Annotated in this window: 18 protein-coding genes; 8 read left to right on the forward strand and 10 right to left on the reverse strand. The window is 64.4% G+C overall.

Annotation, left to right across the window (positions count from 1 at the left end; translation table 11 throughout):
• Positions 1-13: 13 nt before the first annotated feature.
• Positions 14-421 carry a F420-dependent biliverdin reductase gene (locus tag G6N68_RS15225; protein WP_163713707.1) on the forward strand — a complete coding sequence of 136 codons (408 nt, stop codon included), beginning with the start codon at positions 14-16 and terminating at the stop codon, positions 419-421.
• An 18-nt stretch (positions 422-439) separates the two neighbouring features.
• Here the strand turns inward: G6N68_RS15225 and G6N68_RS15230 are convergent, their stop codons facing one another.
• Entirely contained in the window at positions 440-1,909 is a 1,470-nt protein-coding gene (locus G6N68_RS15230; RefSeq protein WP_163713709.1) for a phosphoinositide-specific phospholipase C-related protein, read from the reverse strand.
• A 168-nt stretch (positions 1,910-2,077) separates the two neighbouring features.
• Here G6N68_RS15230 and G6N68_RS15235 point away from each other — a divergent pair, with 168 nt between their 5' ends.
• The 5 genes from G6N68_RS15235 (at position 2,078) to G6N68_RS15255 (ending at position 7,239) form a co-directional block, all read left to right on the forward strand.
• Positions 2,078-2,392, forward strand: coding sequence for a DUF2563 family protein (locus tag G6N68_RS15235; protein WP_163713713.1), 315 nt, complete (start codon positions 2,078-2,080; stop codon positions 2,390-2,392).
• An 11-nt stretch (positions 2,393-2,403) separates the two neighbouring features.
• Positions 2,404-4,713: a putative alpha/beta hydrolase gene (locus tag G6N68_RS15240; protein ID WP_163713716.1), complete on the forward strand. Its 2,310-nt coding sequence runs from the start codon at positions 2,404-2,406 to the stop codon at positions 4,711-4,713.
• 51 nt (positions 4,714-4,764) lie between these two features.
• Positions 4,765-5,415: a hypothetical protein gene (locus G6N68_RS15245; protein ID WP_163713720.1), complete on the forward strand. Its 651-nt coding sequence runs from the start codon at positions 4,765-4,767 to the stop codon at positions 5,413-5,415.
• A gap of 87 nt (positions 5,416-5,502) precedes the next feature.
• Positions 5,503-6,456, forward strand: a complete 954-nt coding sequence (locus G6N68_RS15250) for a hypothetical protein (protein WP_240355487.1) — start codon at positions 5,503-5,505, stop codon at positions 6,454-6,456.
• Between the two features lie 231 nt (positions 6,457-6,687).
• Complete coding sequence (locus tag G6N68_RS15255; RefSeq protein ID WP_163713723.1) at positions 6,688-7,239, forward strand: hypothetical protein; 552 nt, start codon at positions 6,688-6,690, stop codon at positions 7,237-7,239.
• Between the two features lie 735 nt (positions 7,240-7,974).
• Here the strand turns inward: G6N68_RS15255 and G6N68_RS15260 are convergent.
• Together G6N68_RS15260 and G6N68_RS15265 are read right to left on the reverse strand one after the other, a co-directional pair.
• Positions 7,975-8,253, reverse strand: a complete 279-nt coding sequence (locus G6N68_RS15260) for a hypothetical protein (RefSeq protein ID WP_163713726.1) — start codon at positions 8,251-8,253, stop codon at positions 7,975-7,977.
• Positions 8,254-8,437: 184 nt separating this feature from the next.
• Positions 8,438-8,749 carry a hypothetical protein gene (locus tag G6N68_RS15265; RefSeq protein WP_163713729.1) on the reverse strand — a complete coding sequence of 104 codons (312 nt, stop codon included), beginning with the start codon at positions 8,747-8,749 and terminating at the stop codon, positions 8,438-8,440.
• 37 nt (positions 8,750-8,786) lie between these two features.
• Between G6N68_RS15265 and G6N68_RS15270 the strand changes: the two genes are divergently transcribed.
• Positions 8,787-9,404, forward strand: a complete 618-nt coding sequence (locus G6N68_RS15270; RefSeq protein ID WP_163713732.1) for a DUF5631 domain-containing protein — start codon at positions 8,787-8,789, stop codon at positions 9,402-9,404.
• Here the strand turns inward: G6N68_RS15270 and G6N68_RS15275 are convergent.
• A complete protein-coding gene (locus tag G6N68_RS15275; RefSeq protein WP_163713734.1) occupies positions 9,401-10,528 on the reverse strand; it encodes a M24 family metallopeptidase in 1,128 nt (375 codons plus the stop codon). The genes G6N68_RS15270 and G6N68_RS15275 overlap by 4 nt on opposite strands.
• Positions 10,529-10,610: 82 nt before the next feature.
• On the opposite strand from G6N68_RS15275, the gene G6N68_RS15280 reads away from it, so the two are divergent.
• Positions 10,611-11,564 (forward strand): 5'-3' exonuclease, encoded by a 954-nt coding sequence (locus G6N68_RS15280; protein ID WP_163713737.1) that lies wholly within the window; start codon positions 10,611-10,613, stop codon positions 11,562-11,564.
• Between the two features lie 12 nt (positions 11,565-11,576).
• Here the strand turns inward: G6N68_RS15280 and G6N68_RS15285 are convergent, their stop codons facing one another.
• From G6N68_RS15285 to G6N68_RS15310, 6 genes are all read right to left on the reverse strand, one after another.
• Complete coding sequence (locus tag G6N68_RS15285; RefSeq protein ID WP_163713740.1) at positions 11,577-12,326, reverse strand: DUF4333 domain-containing protein; 750 nt, start codon at positions 12,324-12,326, stop codon at positions 11,577-11,579.
• A 71-nt stretch (positions 12,327-12,397) separates the two neighbouring features.
• Entirely contained in the window at positions 12,398-15,151 is a 2,754-nt protein-coding gene (locus tag G6N68_RS15290) for a DEAD/DEAH box helicase (RefSeq protein ID WP_163713743.1), read from the reverse strand.
• A gap of 81 nt (positions 15,152-15,232) precedes the next feature.
• Entirely contained in the window at positions 15,233-16,096 is an 864-nt protein-coding gene (tatC, locus tag G6N68_RS15295; RefSeq protein ID WP_240355488.1) for a twin-arginine translocase subunit TatC, read from the reverse strand.
• A 108-nt stretch (positions 16,097-16,204) separates the two neighbouring features.
• Positions 16,205-16,456, reverse strand: a complete 252-nt coding sequence (gene tatA / locus G6N68_RS15300) for a Sec-independent protein translocase subunit TatA (protein ID WP_163713749.1) — start codon at positions 16,454-16,456, stop codon at positions 16,205-16,207.
• Between the two features lie 101 nt (positions 16,457-16,557).
• Positions 16,558-17,535, reverse strand: a complete 978-nt coding sequence (locus G6N68_RS15305) for a helix-turn-helix transcriptional regulator (RefSeq protein ID WP_163713752.1) — start codon at positions 17,533-17,535, stop codon at positions 16,558-16,560.
• Positions 17,532-18,521, reverse strand: a complete 990-nt coding sequence (locus tag G6N68_RS15310; RefSeq protein ID WP_163713756.1) for a helix-turn-helix transcriptional regulator — start codon at positions 18,519-18,521, stop codon at positions 17,532-17,534. Before G6N68_RS15310 ends, G6N68_RS15305 begins: the two co-directional genes overlap by 4 nt.
• Positions 18,522-18,526 lie beyond the last annotated feature (5 nt).

The raw sequence follows: 18,526 nt of genomic DNA on the forward strand, positions 1-18,526 counted from the left end.
AGCGTGAGTAGCGATGGCGAATACCACTACGCGGCTCACCGACGACGCGCTGGCGTTTCTTTCCGAGCGCCATCTGGCCATGCTGACGACGCTGCGGGCCGACGGATCGCCGCACGTGGTGGCGGTGGGTTTCACTTTCGATCCCAAGACGCACATCGCCCGGGTGATCACCACCGGAGGGTCTCAGAAGGCGGTCAACGCTGAGCGTGGCGGAATCGCGGTGCTCAGCCAGGTCGACGGCGCACGGTGGCTGTCGCTGGAAGGCAAGGCCGCCGTCAACAAGGACATCGAAGCCGTCCGGGATGCCGAACTGCGGTACGCGCAGCGCTACCGCACACCCCGGGCCAATCCTCGGCGGGTCGCCATCGAGGTCCAGGTCGAGCGAGTGTTGGGGTCCGCGGACCTGCTCGACCGCGGTTAATTTCTCCCCCTGTCTCGTTCAGAAGGTGTAAGCCACCCAGGCACCACCCACCGCTTCCGCGACGGCGTGCAGGCGCGAGTTCTGATTCCCCGTTCGCGGTAGGGCGAAGGTCGAGCCGAGGCCGGCGCAGGCTGCCGCCGCCATGGCGAACGTGACCGCGGCCGGTGTCACGGTCCACGTGCCGCTCCCGTCCTGGCAGGCTGCGGGATGCGAGTCCCCGCATTGGGCGGCGACCCAGCGACTGTCAGGCCCCTGCAGGGTGCAGGTGCCGGCGCCGGCGCGGGGCTCGTCCGGCGCCCAGCTCCACAGAGTCGCCTGGATGCGTCCGTCCTCGGGGAGCAGCTGGTCGAGCCCAAACAGGTTGACGCCGCAATTGGTCATCGACTGCACTTTGATCGGCGTGAGCGCGGCGGGGTTGTTCGGCGGGCGGGTCGGGTTGAGTAGCGCTGCGACAAACGTGGAGTCCTCGAAATAGCGGACCACACTTGAGCTGTAGACCGAGGGTGGGTAGGTGGCGTCGCAGGCCGGGTACGGCTGATACCCGGGCGTTGAGCCGCTTTGGACCTCCTGGCCAGCCCAGTCGAAGACCGTGCCGGCCCAGGCGGTCACACAGGAGCTGACCAGCACGACCCGCGCGCCGGTTGCCCGGACGTTGGCGCGCGAGTCGTCGAGCGGGAACGGGACGCAGCCGTTGGCGGCGCGCAGGCTGAGATCCGGGTGGTAGATGAGGCTGGAACCGTCCGGCCGTCGCAACTCCCTCTCCAAGGTGGCGACGGCCTGGGCGTCGCCCTTCCCGTTCGTCATGAGGTTGTCGACGAGAATCAGGAGAACCTCGTCGGCGTTCGCGGGGGTGTTCAGCCAGTTGGCGATCTCCGGCAACACCGTGGCGAGGACCGGTTCTACAGTGCAGCCAAGGTTGCCGACCTGCGCGCTCAGGCCGTGGCACACGGTAACCCCGGGCGCGCCGAGACGTTCGATTCGTGGCATGAAGTGCAAGTCGAGTTCCAGGCTGCGGACGTCGACGTCCAGCTGTTGGGCCAACGACAACTGCTGGTTCGAGTCCGCATGGGAGATGGTGAACTCGTGGGCAAGGCTGTTGAACGAGTTGTGGGTGCCGATCCACTCAGTTTCCCTGAACGGCACCGAATCGCCCAAGGTGTATTGGAATTCCGCCGCGAAATGCACCCACGACTGCAGGTAGGCGTCGCGCGCGGCTTGAGTCACCTTGTGGGCCAACGGGAGTACGCATTTCTGATCGGGTATCCCGACACGACGGCACTCCGCGGCGACCGCGTCGGCAAACTTCCCAACCCCGACACAGGGAAAGGCGACCGGGCTGATGGCGTTGCACGGTGCCGTCGGCGAAGGCGGATTCGGCGGCGGGGGCGGCCCGTCCGGAGCGGCGACGCCGTGTGGCGCGGCCATCGAAATCACCACCGCGGACACGGTGACGACGGCCGCGGTGTGCAGCCATCGCACGCGGGGCATGCGCGCAACCTTCGCACAACGACACGCCGCTGCCGAGAAATGTTGTCGAAGTGATGCCATCCTCTTGCCGAGTCGCGATGTGGCGTTGGCGCCAGGGTGAATTGACCGACCTATGCGCCCTGGCTAGCGTCGCCAGCGTCATTGATCGGTGGTCGGGAAAGGGTCGCGATGTTCGTCGACATCGAGGTGTTGCACTTGGGAGCCAACGACGCACATCGCGCCGGTGGGCACGCCATGGATGGGGTCGGGCGTTTGTTGCGAGGACCTTTGCAAGCCGGGATGTTTGGTCGATTTGCTGCCGCCGAGATGTTTCATGACGTGCTGAATTCGGCCTACGCCGCGCATGTCGGACTCCTGCAAACGCATGGAGAGACGCTTATGTCCCTGGGCGGCAGGGTTTATCGGGCCGCGGTCGAGTTCTCTGACATGGAACAGCGAAACGCTGCTGCTCTGCGGACTGTCCCGTGCATCTCCAGTACTTAGATACGTCATGGTTGATCGCACACGCCGGCGGTGACCCATGGGCCATCAACAGAATGCTCCAAAGTGGAAGTCCTGCACAGATCTCCAGCCTGGCGGGGGCATTCCACGATGCCGGGCAACACACTGCTGACGCCGACGCCAAGTTTGAAGAAGCCCGCGGCCGATTTGAGGCGGCCTGGAATCACCAGAACGGTGATCATCCGATCAACGACGCCGCTGAGGTGCGCCGTGCCACCGAGTCACTGGGTGTGCAGGCGGCGCAGTTACCCAAGATTGCGGTGGACCTGGAATCGCTTGCCGCCAGCCTCGCCGAAGCGCAACGCACTGCGAGAGAGCAGATTTCGCAGTTTGAGAAGGGGCTGGAGGCGATTGACCGGCTTATAGGCGACGCGCACGATGCGCTAGTCAAGGAAGAACTGAAGCTGGATGCCGCTGCGACGACCACGTTCTACCTGCATCGGCTGGAGCAAACTCGTGACCGTTATGCGGAACAATTGCACGATTCGATGATCCGCCTGCGGACCGGCGACGGGTACGACGCCTCGCTCCTCGGAAGCGTGGACGGCTACGACGTCGAAACACCGGACCAGGCCGAAAAGGATGTGCACGCAGCCCTTGCCGGCGATCAGGCGGCCGCTGCGCGCATCAATGCGGTGCTCGCCTCGATTAGCGAGGAGCAGGTGAGCGGAAAAAAGCCGCTTGGTCGCGAACAAGCCTCCGTGTTGAGCCAGCTCCAAGCCCAACAGCATGGCATGTCCGTGGAAGCACTCGTGGACGTAGAAGGACGGCTTGGTGATCAGCATTCGATGATTGCCAATTCATGGCAGCTCATGAGCAACCCGGCCATCGTCTTCCCCAGGACCGAGCTCAAACCGGGTGCAAGACAGGGAACAGACACCGTCAAAGGTGGTGCGGCACAACTGCCGGAGAGCATGCAGAAGGTGTTGAACTCGACCGGACTCAAGGAGAACACGACCATCAAGGCGATCGCGGGAATCGTTAAAAATGGCAGCCCCTTATTGCAGAGGAATACGGAGTTCGACCGCGGATTCTTGCGCAAGGCTTCGGTGATGCTGGACACACCGGTATTTCAGAAGCATGACCGAGCGAGCCACGGCGAGGACTTCGACCGGGATCCCGCGTTTGGTCCGACGGTATCCGCGGCCCTGTCTGCGGTGTCTCCGGATCACCAAGTAGTCCACGACTTTCTGGTTGGCTCAGGGGGTGACACCTTTCTGCGCGAGGTCACTCACCACTTCTGGCTAGACAACGGAAAAGGCGCTGCGTCACTGTTCAACTGGACCGGAGACGCTGCCCACGGACCAGAAGCCAGGATTGCCGCCGAAACCGCTTGGATCTACAGCACGCACATCGGGTTGCACAGTTCGGAGCTACTTCACCTCCCTGGCAGTCACACCCTAGGTGAAGTGAACCCGGATCTGGTCCGAGGTATGGCGCAGGGCCTTACCCCTTACGTCAACAATATTGCTGGAACAGCCGGGGGCGTCGCAGGATTCAGCCCACCGCCCGGCACCCCGCCCACTGTTATTCAGGAATACGTCGAAAACGGCACAATCCCCAACGCCAAAGGAACATTCGCGGTGCTAAGCAGCGACGCAACCGCAGGCGCGAACTTCAACGCTGCCGCCTTCGATCAGGCTTTGCTTAACGAAAGCGCCTACGCTCAAGCAGTCGTCAACCACGAGCCCAACACCAATGGCGCCGACCAACGGCTGCACGACGCCGCGACTTTGCGTGGGTTGGTTGGTTCGGGGATTCACGCTGCGGTACAGGCAGACGCGGAGAACCACCATCTCAGCGAAGCCGCAAGCAAGACTGCGGAATACGATCGCAAGAAGTCCGCTTACGAGTTGAGTCTCAAGACGGACGGTGCGCTGGCCGGGTGGATTCCAGGAATCGGCAAGTACGCCGGGCCTGTGGTCGGAATCATTGGCTCGATACTGGAGGACGAGTTCGTCGGGAAGCCGCCCACCACGTCGTCCCCGCCGACCGACCATCCGCTGCCAAACATGTCGATAGGGGAGGCCGATCGCGAGATCCTCAACGCCCTCATCGCATTTGGACAACACGTCGACGGCATTTCGCAATACATGATCAACGGACACGTCGCAGCTCCGGACCAACTTGCGCGTACGCCGGACTTTACCGTCGGCGCTTACGATCAGGCGCTGAACGCTGCGCTGAGCCAGGTGTTTGCGCAGAACTATGGCACCGATCCCGCCATTCCAGTTGTCGTGGATGAGCACATGATAGACCGCTACAACGACGTCATTAAGGACCCGGACCCTCACAAGCGATGAGGCTCAGTCACGCGTTCCGCCCTCTACCTCTGCAAGACGAAAGGCTTAGTTATGCAAGCGAAACCGACTTTTCAAGCAACGGCACTCGCCGTTACCGCCAGTATCCTGGCGCTGTTGAGCGGCGTCTATCAGGTTTGGCGTGGAGTCAAATTGGCGAATGAGGCGGCCACGTACTCTGAGATGTTCGATGGATTCCAGCACTACACCATGAGCTTTGAATATTTCTGCGCGTGGCTACGGCTGGAGACCGGAATGTCAGGGGTCGCGACGGTCATCCTCCTCATCGGCGCCATCTGTGTGTTAGCGCGAGTGTCAGTTGGCCGCTGGCTCGTCGTCGCTGGAGGTGCCGTAATAATTCAGCACACCATCATCGGCTGGGCGGCCACCATCGAGATGCACCACTGGTTCGTTCTGGTTGGCGCGGGAGACGACGGTCAGATCTTGCTTGAAGCACCCAACATGCCAGTCATTGTCTTGTTGTCCTTCGTGTCGCCTGTTGTCAACGCCATCCTGGTCTGGCTGCCCGCGACGCGTAGCTGGTGGCGTGTCGCAGGCACGCGTCACTGGTGGCGCGTCAGTTCCATCAAACAGGTGTTTGCCGCATTGCTAGCAAGGATGCGAGAAGGATTGCGACCGCCCCTGGGCACCGCGGAGTGCAGGCCAGCGGGTGATCCAGCAAACCTGACTAACCCGATTCGCTGATTGGCGATAGCATCTCCGAATGCCTAAATCCACTGACTGGCGTTTGCGGGCACCTCATGCCGTGGTCCGCCTCGGCAGGTGGGCTCAATGAGCGGAGGCGACGAGGTAAGGATCCTTCTCGATCAACTCTCACAGCTGCTCGGGATACCGCGGCCACCAGTGATCACATCGGATGAGCTTGCGACGGGAACCTCACCCATCAGCCAGCTGCTCAGAGCGCTGGGCGCCGCTGCCAACGCCGGCGACCCTGCCGACAATGAGGATGCCGAATTAGGGCATGACGAACGAGCCGCTAAGACGGCTGACGCGCTGGCAAAGTTTCCGGCCAATGAGGAGGACGCAGCCACTCAGTTAGCCGGCATCGGAGACTCCGGCCAGGCGGCACAGATGCTTCAGCAAATGCCGCAGATGGCCTCGGGCATCGCGGGTGCGATCGCCGGGGCATTAGGCGGTGTATTGCAACCGCTGAGCCAGATACCTCAGCAACTCGCCCAGGCCGGCCAGCAGGCCATGCAGATGGGCATGGGCATGCTGGAACATGGGGCTGGGTCTGGCGCAGAAAGCATTGGCCCAGACGAAGGTGAGGACGAATTCACAAGCGGCGGAGGTGAATTCGGAGGCAGAGGTGGCACCGGCGGCGGCGATGGCGGCAGCGGCGCCGGCCCGAGCTTCACGACTCCAACGGCGATGCTTGGCCCGCCGCCTACGCCGTCGGCAGGAACCGTTCCGGCGTCATCGCACGCAGGAACACCGGTGGCTCCGAGCACACCCGAGACTGCACCAGCAGCTCGCGGCGGCATGGGAGCGATGCCCATGATGCCGCCGGGAGCCATGCACGGTGCCAGCGGTACGGGCAACGAGGCTAAGCCGGAGACCAAGCGCATCGTTGCCCCCTCGGTGAAGAACGGCGCGCCTGTGCAGGGGCGCATTACCACGCCTCCGCCAGCGCCTGCCGTGATCAAGCATGTTGACGGTAAGCCGGTTGCGACTAGGCGCATCGTTTTGGGGGACGGTATGCGGCGCGCCGAAACTGTCGAATGAGTCCCCGTGAAATGAAACAAGGTTTCCCGAACAAGACGATGAATGTTACCTGCCGGCGTCAATCGTAAAATACGTTTGGTTGGATGCTTGACGCGATTTGTTGTCCTACAAATCAGGATTTGTTGCGGCAGCATTACACCTATGCCTATTCGCATGGTGATTATCAACCGGTACTAAATGCGCCGCATAGGGGTGACTACCGTATCTGGCGATAAGCGATACGATCGGCCAGTGTCAAATGTGCCTCCTCCCACCGCAACCACAGCACCACAGCCATCACCTGTGGCACCAAATGGCTACAAGGCTAAGGTTCCGTGGCCTGCTTACGCTGCCCTGGTCATCTCGCTCATCGCGGTTAGTGTGGCCATCGGTTCCTGGGTCCGCCCTCCCAGTGCCACAAGTACTGCCTCTACTTCAACAGCGCCGGCTTACACGGATCGACAGATAACCGATGCGAAAGCCAAGGTGTGCGCCGCGTTCGCGAATGTCCATCAAGCAGTTCGTAGCAATTTTGCGCGCGACCACGGCGACGACCCCAACCAACAACTCTTGGTCGCTGTCACGGGCCAGCAAGCACTCCTCGCTGGCAGCGTCCACCTGCAAACTACGCTTTCGGAGCAACCAGCCGCCCCTGCTGAGTTGGCTACAGCTGTGCGTAAACTCGTTGATGTGTTTCAAAGCCTCACAGTTGATTATTTGAATGGGCATGGGAGTCCTGAAGTTGACCCGTCGCTGCGTGCGGGTGACGAAGCTACTCTGACTATTCAATCGATCTGCAAATGAATGACTTTCCTCCTGGAAAGTGGTCCTTCTTGCTTGTTGGCGATCAATGGCCTGATGACAACGACTTGCTAGTAGTTGAGAGTGCTAAGATTAGCCGCGCAAAAATCCAAGCAAGATTTGCTAATTTCGCAGGAATACTGCGTAATGCCCAGCTAGGTCCACTTGTTGAACAGCAGGGTCATACGGCGCAAAATTTACGCGATGCTTTCGAGCGAGGAATACACCACGCTCAGCTCGCGGTGGCAAGGAACATTGTCAAGGCGAATGCGTACGCTACGGCCTATGAAAGTGTCGTGGGACTCCGGCACGACCTGACAGGTTTGGCCGAAGAAGGCAATCAACAAATTCAAGCCATCGAGTCCTCCGAACAGCCCCTGTCGGCGAAGACGACACAGATAGTTGCTGCAATCCACAACTTCCGGGCCCTAGCCAATTTGGCGGCCGCTAAGTGCGGCAGCAATGTTCTAGAAGCGATGCAGCGGATACTCGACGAGGACGGAAAGGGTGAGTCGGCACGCGGATTCGCTCAAACCTATGGTCTGGACGTCGGACGCGTGTTCAGAGGTTCTAACGACGAGAGTTCTCTAGCAGATCAGGTACAAAGTGTCCTCAGCAAACCGGGCTCAGCTATGGGAATTGGGACAAATGCCAAGCCACCCGAATTCGCCGCTCCCCCAACCGGAATACACGCCGGTGCCAGTGAGCCTGGTACGGCAATGGGGGTGCCTCAATACTTCAAGCCAGCAACACCGCAGTTCGAACCTCGTCCGTCACCTGGCCCAAGTTGTCCAGGTATGGCAATGGGCGTAGCTGGGGGTGCCCAACGAATGCCAACCCATGTCCCCGCATCACCAGCGGTCCGAGCAGAGACCAGAACAGCACCGCCAGCGTCCCAGCTCGCTCCTGTCCCTGCGCTTGGTTTGTTTGGCGCTTCCAATGTCCCTCTGCCGCAGGTGAAGTCAAACCTTGCCAGTACAGCAGCGGGGCACCTACCGCAGATCGAAGCGCTCCCATCCGTCGCTCCCACAGAACTTGCGCAGAGCTTCAACAAAAGCATGGGGTCCAGCGGTGCGTTCCCTCCAGGCGCCCATGGAATTCCGTCGGCAGCAATAGCCTCTACGGAGTCATGCGTGCCACCCACTTCATCGTCAGCACTAGGCGTACAACCTCACCCGTCCTTCGATGTTTCTCAACCAATTCAGCACCTACCCCCACCAGATCTCCAAACACAGATGGTCGCGGGCCCCATCGCACCCGCGAACCCCATCCCGCCGACCGCGACACCAACCGGCCCGTTACCGTCGTACGGCTCAGACATACGACCACCCGTCACCACCATCTCGTCACCACCCCCCAGCCCGTCACCACCACCTGCGGCGCCGACCTCGGCACCCGTCCACCCGTCGTCGGGACAATCCAACGCAAACCAGCCGTCCGTCGTGCGCCACAGTCCCCCGCCGACCAAGTCGGCACCACCTCCGAACATCGCAACCGAAGCTGCCGTCGCCACCGCCACAGGGACAGCGGCTGGAGCAGCATCAGCGAAAATGGTTGCAAGACAACGCCTTGAGCGCCTTGTCGCGTCGGTGGCCCGCCAGCAACCGCGCCTCGCATGGGCGGCGGGAGAACGGGCCGACAACACGACCGTCTTGGCCACCGACCTATCCAGCGGCTGGATCCCGCCCGGGATAGCGCTCCCGGCTACAGTCACGCTCCTGCCACCCCAACGGCGCCGCGGCAACTTGGAGGCCATGCTCGGCGAGGTCAATGACGTCGCCAAGTACACCCCGGTCCACCACGTACCCGAGGACAACGAACCGCCCCCAACCTCCACCCGACCACGACAAGCACCCGAAATCGACGAGCTCGGCTGGGAACTCAGCAACGCGACTCAATGGCGGGACGGTCTCCCCCGGCTCGCGCACACCCTGGCCAAAGCGACTTCTGCCGGTACGGGGGTTCTGGACTCGGAAATCGATCTACTCCACGAGCACATCACAACCGTCAGCACCAAGATTCTCGACGGCTATCCCGATCGCGTCGACCCACAAGATGTCGGCAACTTGCAGCTGCTGGCCGCGATCGATGCGCTGGTGGCCGGCGACAGGACCGTCGCCAACTACCACCTCGCCTGGTTCCTGGCCTGCAGCAACAATCTTGACTAAGAAACGGGCACCACAATCAATTCGTGCGGCCGGTTGTTGACCGACAACGCTCCGTCTTCGGTCACGATCACGATGTCCTCGATCCGTGCGCCCCAACGCCCCGGGAAGTAGATGCCGGGCTCTATGGAAAACGCCATGCCTGGCTTCAACGGCAACTTGTTGCCAGCGACGATGTAGGGCTCCTCATGCACGCACAGTCCGATACCGTGCCCGGTGCGGTGGACGAAGTAATCGGCTAGCCCGGCTTCGGCAAGTACGTCACGCGCGGCGGCGTCCACCTGCTCGGCCGTCACACCCGGACGCACAAAGTCAAACGCCACACGCTGCGCTCGCCGCAATATCGAATACTGTTCAGCCACTTCAGCACTGGGCTCTCCGATGCTGTACGTGCGGGTAGAGTCGGAGTGGTATCCCGGCCCATAGGTGCCGCCGATGTCGACGACCACGATGTCCCCCACTTGTAGCTCACGGTCGGAGTACCCGTGATGCGGGTCTGCCCCATGCGGCCCGGACCCGACGATGACGAAAGCGACATCGGAGTGGCCTTCGGCGACAATCGCTTTCGAGATGTCGGCAGCGACGTCGGCCTCGGTGCGGCCCGGCACCAGGAACTCAGGCACTCGGGCGTGCACCCTGTCGATAGCCGCGCCGGCCTTGCGCAGTGCGTCAATCTCGGCCTCTTCCTTGACCATCCGCAGTTCGCGCAGGATGTCGGTGGCCAATACCGGCATCACGCCCAGCACACGAGCCAGCGGCAACAGATGCAACGCCGGCATGGAATCGGTGACTGCGGTCGCCGCCGGAGTACCGCCCAGGGCGTCGGCCACCAACCGGTACGGGTCGTCGCCGTCGACCCAGTCCCGCACGTCCAGCCCGAGGTCCGCCGCAACAGATTCCTTCATCGACGCGAGCTCCAACCGCGGCAAGACGACCGTCGGCGCACCGGCAGCAGGCAGCACCAGCGCGGTCAGTCGTTCAAACGTCTCGGCGCGTGAACCGATGAGGTAGCGCAGGTCGTAGCCGGGGGTGATCACCAGCCCGGCGAGCCCCGCGCTGGTGGTCGCGGCTGCCGCCGCGCTCAACCGGCGGGCGTATACGTCGGCGTCGAATCGGCCAGAACTCATGCCAGTCAGGCTAACCGCGCCCCGATCGCGCCCACCAACTCGACGTGCGGTGCCGACAGCGCGCCGTGACAAGATAGCCCGCATGCCCGCACCCCTTGTGCTGCTCGACGGCGCCAGCATGTGGTTCCGCTCGTACTTCGGAGTGCCATCCTCGATCACCGCACCGGACGGCCGACCGGTCAACGCCGTGCGCGGTTTCATCGACGCGATGGCAACCGTGATCAGCCAGCAGAAACCCTGCCGCCTGGCAGTATGTCTGGACCTGGACTGGCGGCCCCAGTTCCGGGTGGACCTGATCCCGTCCTATAAGGCACATCGGGTCGCCGAAGAAGAACCCGAGGGGCAACCCGACATCGAAGAAGTGCCCGACGACCTGACCCCGCAGGTCGACATGATCATGGAACTGCTGGACGCCTTCGGCATCCCGACCGCGGGCGCAGAGGGTTTCGAGGCCGACGACGTGCTGGGCACCCTGGTGGCGCAGGAACGCAAAGACCCGGTGGTGGTGGTCAGCGGGGACCGCGACCTGCTGCAGGTGGTCGCGGACGAGCCGGTGCAGGTGCGGGTGCTCTACCTTGGCAGCGGCTTGTCCAAGGCGACCCTGTGGGGACCCCAGGACGTCGCCGAGAAATACGGAGTGCCGGTCGACAGGGCCGGACCCGCGTACGCCGAATTCGCGCTGATGCGAGGCGATCCCTCCGACGGCCTGCCCGGCGTACCCGGCGTCGGCGAAAAGACCGCCGCCACCCTGCTGGCTCAGCACGGCTCGCTGGAGCAGATCATCGCGGCCGCCCAGGACCCGAAATCCAAAATGGCCAAGGGCCTGCGGTCGAAACTGCTTGGCGCGCTGGACTATATCGAGGCGGCCGACAAGGTCGTGCGGGTGGCGACCGACGCTCCGGTCACGCTGTCAACGCCCACGGACGCCCTGCCGTTGCATGCCGCCGACCCGAAGCGCACCGCCGAACTGGCAACCCAGTACGGCGTCGGATCCTCGATCGGCAGGCTGCAGAAAGCGCTAGACGCGCTGGACTGACTGACCCAGGTCTTACTGGGGCCGACCGACCTCGTAAGTGCCCTTGTCGTCCTGGAAGGTCACCGTCACGTGCTTGGACGCACCGTCGATGCTGACGGTGCAGTCGAAGGTGGCGCCCTTCTTGACGGTCGGGTCGGTGCCGTTGTTGCACTTCACGTCTTTGACGTTCTTGGCCCCGTAGCCGTTGGTCTCGTCGGAAAGTATCTGCTGCACACCGGCGTTCGCCTTGTCGATGTCCAGCTTGGTCGTGACGAAGAAGCCGGGCTCCCAGAAGCCGAGGATCAGGATGACGAGGAGGAGCAGTCCGACACCGCCGCCAACCAAGCCGAAGATGAGCCCCTTTGAACGCTTGGGACCCGTCTGCTGCGGCCCGTACTGCCCGGGGTACTGACCAGGCTGCCCGGGTTGACCGTACTGGCCGGGTTGAGCCGGCTGGCCGTACTGCGGGGGCTGGCCGTATTGCGGTGTCTGCTGCGGCTGGCCGTACTGGCCGTACTGCGGGGTCGCGCCGTACTGGGTGGCCTGCGAGCCCAAGTCGGACGGTTGCCCGTAGGCGGGCGCTGCCGGGTACTGCTGCGGGTACGCCTGCTCGGGCTGTTGGTATTGCGGGTACTCGGTCGGGGTGTAGGCCGGGGCGTGCCATGTCGCGTCTTGGGAGGGCTGCTGCTGCCACGGGGACCCTGCCGCCTGGGTCGCGTCCGAGGAATAGTCCCCACCCTGGCCTTGCGGCTGCCACTGCCGCGGGTCCTGTGGTCCGCTCATCCGTCTCTCCTCAGTCCTTCTTCGTCCGGCTCCAAAACCCACTCGGGATGTAACCGTAGCTCCGGCCCAGCCTACCCGGCGTCAACTGCGACGACGCCGCGCCGAATGTCGTTGATCGCTCGCTTGGCCGCGGCCCGAACCTCGGGGTCCGGGGCAGCGTTGCGAACTTGGTCCAGCAGGTCGAGAACCTGCCGGCACCAGCGTACAAAGTCTCCCGCTGACATGGGCGAACCGGTGCCCGAGGCGTCGGCGGCGGCCAACGCCGCGGCCAAGTCACCGGTGCGGGCCCAGCGATAGACGACCTGGACGAAACCGTCGTCGGGTTCGCGACTCTGGCTGATCCGATGAGCCTGTTCGTCGGCGCGCAGCTCGTAGGACAGCCTCGCCGTCTGGGACAGCGCCTGGCGCAGACGTGGCGTGGGCACGTCCGTCCCGAACGCGGCACGCGGGCCGTCGGCACCACGCGACTCGTACAACACCGCCGACACCACACCCGCCAGTTCGGGCGGTTTCAGGCCTGCCCACGCGCCAGTTCGCAGGCATTCGGCCACCAGCAGGTCGCTCTCGCTGTAGATCCGGGCCAGCAACCGGCCGTCGTCGGTCACCTTCGGGTCGTCGGTCGGCCCCGAGATGAACTCGCGCTCGGTGAGCAGCCCGACGATCCGGTCGAACGTGCGGGCCAGCGAGTTGGTGGCGGCGGCCACCTTTTTCTCCAGCTGGGCGTTGTCCCGCTCGATGCGCAGATAACGCTCCGCCTGGCGGATCTTGTTGTCCAGGTCGGGCGCGGAATGAGAAGGGTGACTGCGCAATTGCGCGCGTAGCGACGCCAGCTCCGGATCGTGAACCGCATCCTCCTGCGAGCGGCGACGTTTGGGAACCGCCAGCCCTTCCGCCGCCGAACGCAGCGCCGAGGCCAAGTCGCGTCGCACCCGCGGCTGACGGTGTTCCACTCGCTTGGGCAGCGTCATCGACCCGACCGGCGGGTTCGCACCCGAATAGTCGGCCGACGAGATCCGTCCGGCCCAGCGGTGTTCGGTGAGCACCAACGGCCTCGGGTCCTCGCTGTCGCGGGCGGATTCGAGGACGACGGCGAGTCCGCCGCGGCGGCCGTGGGTGATGTTGATGATGTCGCCTCGACGCAACGCCGCCAGCGCATCGCTGGCCGCTTGCCGGCGATGCAGCCGCGACGCGCGGGCCTGCGACTTCTCGAGGTCGGAAATGCGGGCGCGGATCCGTGCGTATTCGAGAATCAACGCCTCGTGGCCGCCGAGTTCGGCCGCGATTTCGTCGAGCATCCGCTTGCCACGCTCGATTCCGCGGACCAGTCCGACGACCGAACGGTCGGCTTGGTACTGGGCGAAAGACTGTTCCAGCAGCCGGTGTGCCTCCTCGGGGTCCAGCCGCTGCACGAGGTTGATTGTCATGTTGTACGACGGCGCGAATGAACTGCGCAGCGGGAACGTGCGGGTGGAAGCCAGCCCAGCCACTTCCGATGGCTCTACGTCTGGGTGCCACAGCACCACCGCGTGACCCTCGATATCGATTCCGCGCCGTCCGGCACGCCCGGTCAACTGGGTGTACTCCCCCGGCGTCAGCGGCACGTGCTGCTCGCCGTTGAATTTCACCAGCCGCTCGAGCACTACCGTGCGGGCCGGCATGTTGATGCCCAGGGCCAGGGTTTCCGTGGCGAACACCGCTTTGACCAGGCCGGCGGAGAACAGTTCCTCGACGGTGTGCCGGAACACCGGCAGCATCCCGGCGTGGTGGGCGGCCAGGCCGCGCAGCAGCCCTTCGCGAAACTCGTAGTAGCCCAGCACCGCGAGATCTGACTCGGCGAGGTCGCCGCAGCGGTGGTCGATCACCTCCGCGATCTGCGCACGCTCTTGCTCGGTGGTCAGCCGCAGCGGCGAGCGCAGGCACTGCTGAACGGCCGCATCGCAACCGGCGCGGGAGAACACGAAGGTGATCGCGGGCAACAGGCCTTCGGAGTCGAGGATCCCGATTACGTCCGGCCGGCTGGGAGGTCGGTAGAAGCGCGGGCGGCCGCCTTGGCGTTGCCCGCCTCTGCCGCGGCGTGGCTGCCAGTCCACCATCCGGTCGGCCTCGCGGCGATGCGCGATGTGCCGCGTCAGATCGGCGTTGACGTGCGGCTTGTCCTTGTTGGAGGGGGCGGCAGCCGGGCTGTCGGACCGGTAGTCGAACAGGTCGAAGAGTCGCTTGCCCACCAGGACGTGCTGCCACAGCGGCACCGGGCGGTGTTCGTCGACCACCACCGTCGTGTCGCCGCGCACCGTCTGGATCCACCCGCCGAATTCCTCGGCGTTGCTCACCGTCGCGGACAAGCTGACCACCCGCACCTCGTCGGGCAGATGCAGGATGACCTCTTCCCAGACCGGGCCGCGCATCCGATCCGCGAGGAAGTGCACCTCGTCCATCACCACATACGAAAGGCCTTGCAGCGCGGAAGAATCCGCGTACAGCATGTTGCGCAGCACTTCGGTGGTCATCACCACCACGGGTGCGTCGGAGTTGACCGAGAGGTCGCCGGTCAACAGGCCGATCTTGTCCTTGCCATAGCGAACGGTCAGGTCGGTGTGTTTCTGGTTGCTCAGCGCCTTCAGCGGCGCGGTGTAGAAGCACTTGCCGCCGGAGGCCAACGCCAGGTGCACGGCGAATTCGCCGACGACGGTCTTCCCGGCCCCGGTGGGTGCGCAGACCAATACCCCGTGGCCGCGTTCCAGTGCCGCGCAGCCACGCTGTTGGAAGTCGTCGAGTTTGAAGGGCAACTCGGCGGCGAAGCGGGCCAACTCGGGCAGATCGGTCATGTCATGGCTCGCGAGGGTGCGCAAATGTACGCGCTAGACGGCGCGTCGGCGTACACACACGCGCGCTCGCGGGGAGAAAGACTAGGTGACGTCGTCATGGGAACCGCCGATCACCGATGGGGCCGGCACCGGCGAGGGCGGGTCGATGACCGACGCTTGGTCATCGGGTAGCTCGGCAGCGGCCTCGCGCTTGGCTTTGCGCTTGTCGTGCACCCGGGCGATCTGGATGGCGAACTCCAGCAGCACGGTCAGCGCCAGCCCCAGCGCGGTCATCGAGAACGGATCGGAGCCGGGTGTGAAGATCGCCGCGAACAAGAACATCGTGAAGATCAGCCCGCGCCGCCACGCCTTGAGCCGCTCATACGGCAGAACGCCCGCGAGGTTGAGCATCACGATCAGCAGCGGAAACTCGAAACTGACCCCGAACACCACCAGCAGATTGATCAAGAACCCGAAGTACCGGTCACCGGACAGCGCCGTCACCTGCACGTCGCTGCCGACCGTCAACAAGAAACCCAACGCCTTGGACAGCACCAGGTAGGCCAGCAGGGCACCGGCAATGAACAGGATCGCCGCGGGGATCACGAACGCGATGGCGAAGCGGCGTTCCTTCTTATAGAGCCCCGGCGTGATGAACGCCCAAATCTCGTAGAACCACACCGGGCAGGCCAGCACGATCCCGGCCGTCATGCCGACCTTGAGGCGCAGCATGAACTGGTCGAACGGCGCGGTGGCCAGCAGCCGGCACTCCCCGTCCGAGCTGATATTCGCCCGCGCCGACGCGGGCAGCGAACAGTAGGGCTGCCGCAGCCACTCGCCCAGGCTTTCCAGCCCGAAGATCGAGTGCGAGTACCAAATGAAGCCGAAGGCCGTGGTGACGACGATCGCAGCCAGCGAGATGAGCAATCGGGTACGTAGTTCGGTCAGATGATCGACCAGGGACATCGTCCCGTCAGGATTGACGCGGCTGCGCCTGTTTCGAGGGTTGAGCCGTTTGAATAAAGCTGAGGCGCGCGCTGAGGCCTTGACACCCACCGCGGGGGTAGACGCCGGCTAGGCCGGGCGCGCCTCGGTGTGACCCTGGTCAGCCGCGGCTGGGGGGTCGACACGCTGCGACTGAACCGGCGTCGGGTTGTCGGTCGAGGACTCCGCTTTGTTCTCGCTCTGCAGCTCACGGACCTCGGACTTAAAGATTCGTAGCGACTTGCCCAACGAGCGCGCCGCGTCGGGGAGCCGCTTGGCACCGAACAGCACGATCACCACCACAGCGAGGATCAGCCAGTGCCACGGTTGAAGACTGCCCACTTCAATTACCTCCAGACGTCCACCCGATGCTACCGCAGGATGGGGACCGCTCCCGGCCAAGCGAGCGCCGCCGACGGCGCGCGCCGCCCGATCAAGCAATATCAGGCCAGGTCAGCGGCCTGGTAGGCGTCGAGGGCCCCGATCGCGGCACCACGTACTCGCTGGGCCAGCGATTCCGGCGCCAGGACCTGCACGGCCGACCCAAAGCCCAGCACCAGCCGGGTCATCCACTCCTCGGAGGCATAGGTCATCTCCACCTCGCAGGAGCCGTCGGGCAGTTCCTGTAACTCCCGCATCGGGTAGTACTCGAACATCCAGGTCACCGACGGCGCGAGGCGCAAAGTTGCCGACGGCAGCGACGGGTCGCCGTCGAACAACGACGTGTCCGGCGGCGCCTGCAGCGCGGGTTCAGGGGGCGCGGCCGGTTCGTCCAGCACGGTGGCGTCAACGATGCGGTCGAACCGGAACAACCGCACGCCGTCCGCCTCCCGCGACCACGCCTCCAGATAGCTCTGGCCACCGATCAGGAGCACCCGGATGGGATCGACCGTGCGGGTGGTCAGCGTGTCGCGCGACGCGGCGTAGTAATCGATGGTCAGCGCGCGTTTCTCGTGTACGGCGGTACGCACCGCGGCCGTGGCCCGGTTTTCGACGGGCGCCGGTTCGTCGACGGCGCCCACGGTGCCCCCCTGGCCTGCGGAGCCAGCGGCACCCGCTGCCGCCGCGATCTTGGCGATGGCACTGCGCGCCGCCTGCGGATCGACCACACCGGGAATGTCCGCCAGCGCCCGCAGCGCGACCAGCAGTCCCGTCGCCTCGGGTGACGTCAACTTCAACGGCCGGTCCATGCCCGCCGAAAAAGTCACCTCGATGGTGTCGCCGGAGAACGAGAAATCGATGAGGTCCCCCGGGTAGTAGCCAGGCAGCCCACACATCCACAGCTGGTTGAGGTCTTGCTCCAACTGCTTGGGTGTGACCCCGAGGTCTTTGGCGGCCTCGGCCTTGGTGATCCGCGGGTTGGCTTGGAAGTACGGCACCATGTTGAGCAGCCGCACCAGGCGCGTCGAGATGGGGGTCATGTCGGCTCACCCGCCTGGGCGCGCAACCGGGCCAGCACGTCCTCGCGCAGCGACTGCGGTTCCAGCACGATCGCGTCGGCCCCGTAGCCGGTGATTTCGCGTGCCACCCGGTCGCTGGCGCTGAGCTCGAGTTCGATCACCTCTCCGGCGCGGCCGGCCAATTCGCGAGGTCCCAGGGACCGTCCAGCGCGCCGCAGGGCGGTACCGCGCCCGTCGGCCACCCACACCGTGGCCTGCACACCAGTCGGCGCCTCAGCGATCGCCTCGGCCACGATCTGGCGCAGGTCCACCCCCTCGGGCACGGTCACCGCTCCCGGGGAGCCGATCGGGGTCACCTCGGCGCCGATGCGGGACAGCCGGAACGTGCGGGTGGCGCCACGGTCGCGGTCGTGCCCGACGAGGTACCAGCGGCCCTTTTCGGTGATGACGCCCCACGGTTCGACCGTGCGGGTGGTGTAGGGCTCACTGCGTGACGATCGATGGGGGAACTGCACCGCCTGCCGGGAATCGATGGCCGACAACAGGATTCCGAGCACCTTCTCCGACCCGCGCAACCCCGGCTGGCTGACCGGCGAGGCGATCTCCACCGGCGCCTCGGGGTCGACATCCACGCCCGCGGCACGCAACTTCAGCAGCGCACCGTGCGTCGCGGTGATCAGTTCGGGCGATTCCCACAACTGGGTGGCCACCGCCACCGCGGCCACCTCGTCGGGGGTCAGCTCGACCGGTGGCAGCGCGTAGGCCTCGCGGTTGATGCGGTAGCCCTCGGTGGGGTCCGTCGCCGACACCCTGCCGACCTCGAGCGGGATACCGAGGTCGCGCAGTTCGTTCTTGTCCCGCTCGAACATCCGGGAGAACGCTTCATGGCTGGGGCTCTCGGAGTAACCCGCCACGCTGTTTCTGATCTTTTCGGCGGTGATGTACCCGCGGGTGGACAGCAGGGCAATGACGAGGTTGACCAGCCGTTCGACTTTCGAAGTGGGCATCGGGG

Source organism: Mycobacterium bourgelatii, from assembly GCF_010723575.1.
In the GTDB taxonomy this organism is placed as follows: domain Bacteria; phylum Actinomycetota; class Actinomycetes; order Mycobacteriales; family Mycobacteriaceae; genus Mycobacterium; species Mycobacterium bourgelatii.

What these genes read in the sequence shown, in the direction of transcription:
- G6N68_RS15225 (WP_163713707.1), top strand. Translation starts at nt 14, where the DNA reads ATGGCGAATACCACTACGCGGCTCACCGACGACGCGCTGGCGTTTCTT.
- G6N68_RS15275 (WP_163713734.1), bottom strand. Translation starts at nt 10,528, where the DNA reads ATGAGTTCTGGCCGATTCGACGCCGACGTATACGCCCGCCGGTTGAGC.
- G6N68_RS15245 (WP_163713720.1), top strand. Translation starts at nt 4,765, where the DNA reads ATGCAAGCGAAACCGACTTTTCAAGCAACGGCACTCGCCGTTACCGCC.
- G6N68_RS15280 (WP_163713737.1), top strand. Translation starts at nt 10,611, where the DNA reads ATGCCCGCACCCCTTGTGCTGCTCGACGGCGCCAGCATGTGGTTCCGC.
- G6N68_RS15230 (WP_163713709.1), bottom strand. Translation starts at nt 1,909, where the DNA reads ATGCCCCGCGTGCGATGGCTGCACACCGCGGCCGTCGTCACCGTGTCC.
- G6N68_RS15260 (WP_163713726.1), bottom strand. Translation starts at nt 8,253, where the DNA reads ATGGGAGCGCTTCGATCTGCGGTAGGTGCCCCGCTGCTGTACTGGCAA.
- G6N68_RS15250 (WP_240355487.1), top strand. Translation starts at nt 5,503, where the DNA reads ATGAGCGGAGGCGACGAGGTAAGGATCCTTCTCGATCAACTCTCACAG.
- G6N68_RS15270 (WP_163713732.1), top strand. Translation starts at nt 8,787, where the DNA reads ATGGTTGCAAGACAACGCCTTGAGCGCCTTGTCGCGTCGGTGGCCCGC.
- G6N68_RS15310 (WP_163713756.1), bottom strand. Translation starts at nt 18,521, where the DNA reads ATGCCCACTTCGAAAGTCGAACGGCTGGTCAACCTCGTCATTGCCCTG.
- G6N68_RS15285 (WP_163713740.1), bottom strand. Translation starts at nt 12,326, where the DNA reads ATGAGCGGACCACAGGACCCGCGGCAGTGGCAGCCGCAAGGCCAGGGT.
- tatC (WP_240355488.1), bottom strand. Translation starts at nt 16,096, where the DNA reads ATGTCCCTGGTCGATCATCTGACCGAACTACGTACCCGATTGCTCATC.
- G6N68_RS15290 (WP_163713743.1), bottom strand. Translation starts at nt 15,151, where the DNA reads ATGACCGATCTGCCCGAGTTGGCCCGCTTCGCCGCCGAGTTGCCCTTC.
- G6N68_RS15305 (WP_163713752.1), bottom strand. Translation starts at nt 17,535, where the DNA reads ATGACCCCCATCTCGACGCGCCTGGTGCGGCTGCTCAACATGGTGCCG.
- G6N68_RS15235 (WP_163713713.1), top strand. Translation starts at nt 2,078, where the DNA reads ATGTTCGTCGACATCGAGGTGTTGCACTTGGGAGCCAACGACGCACAT.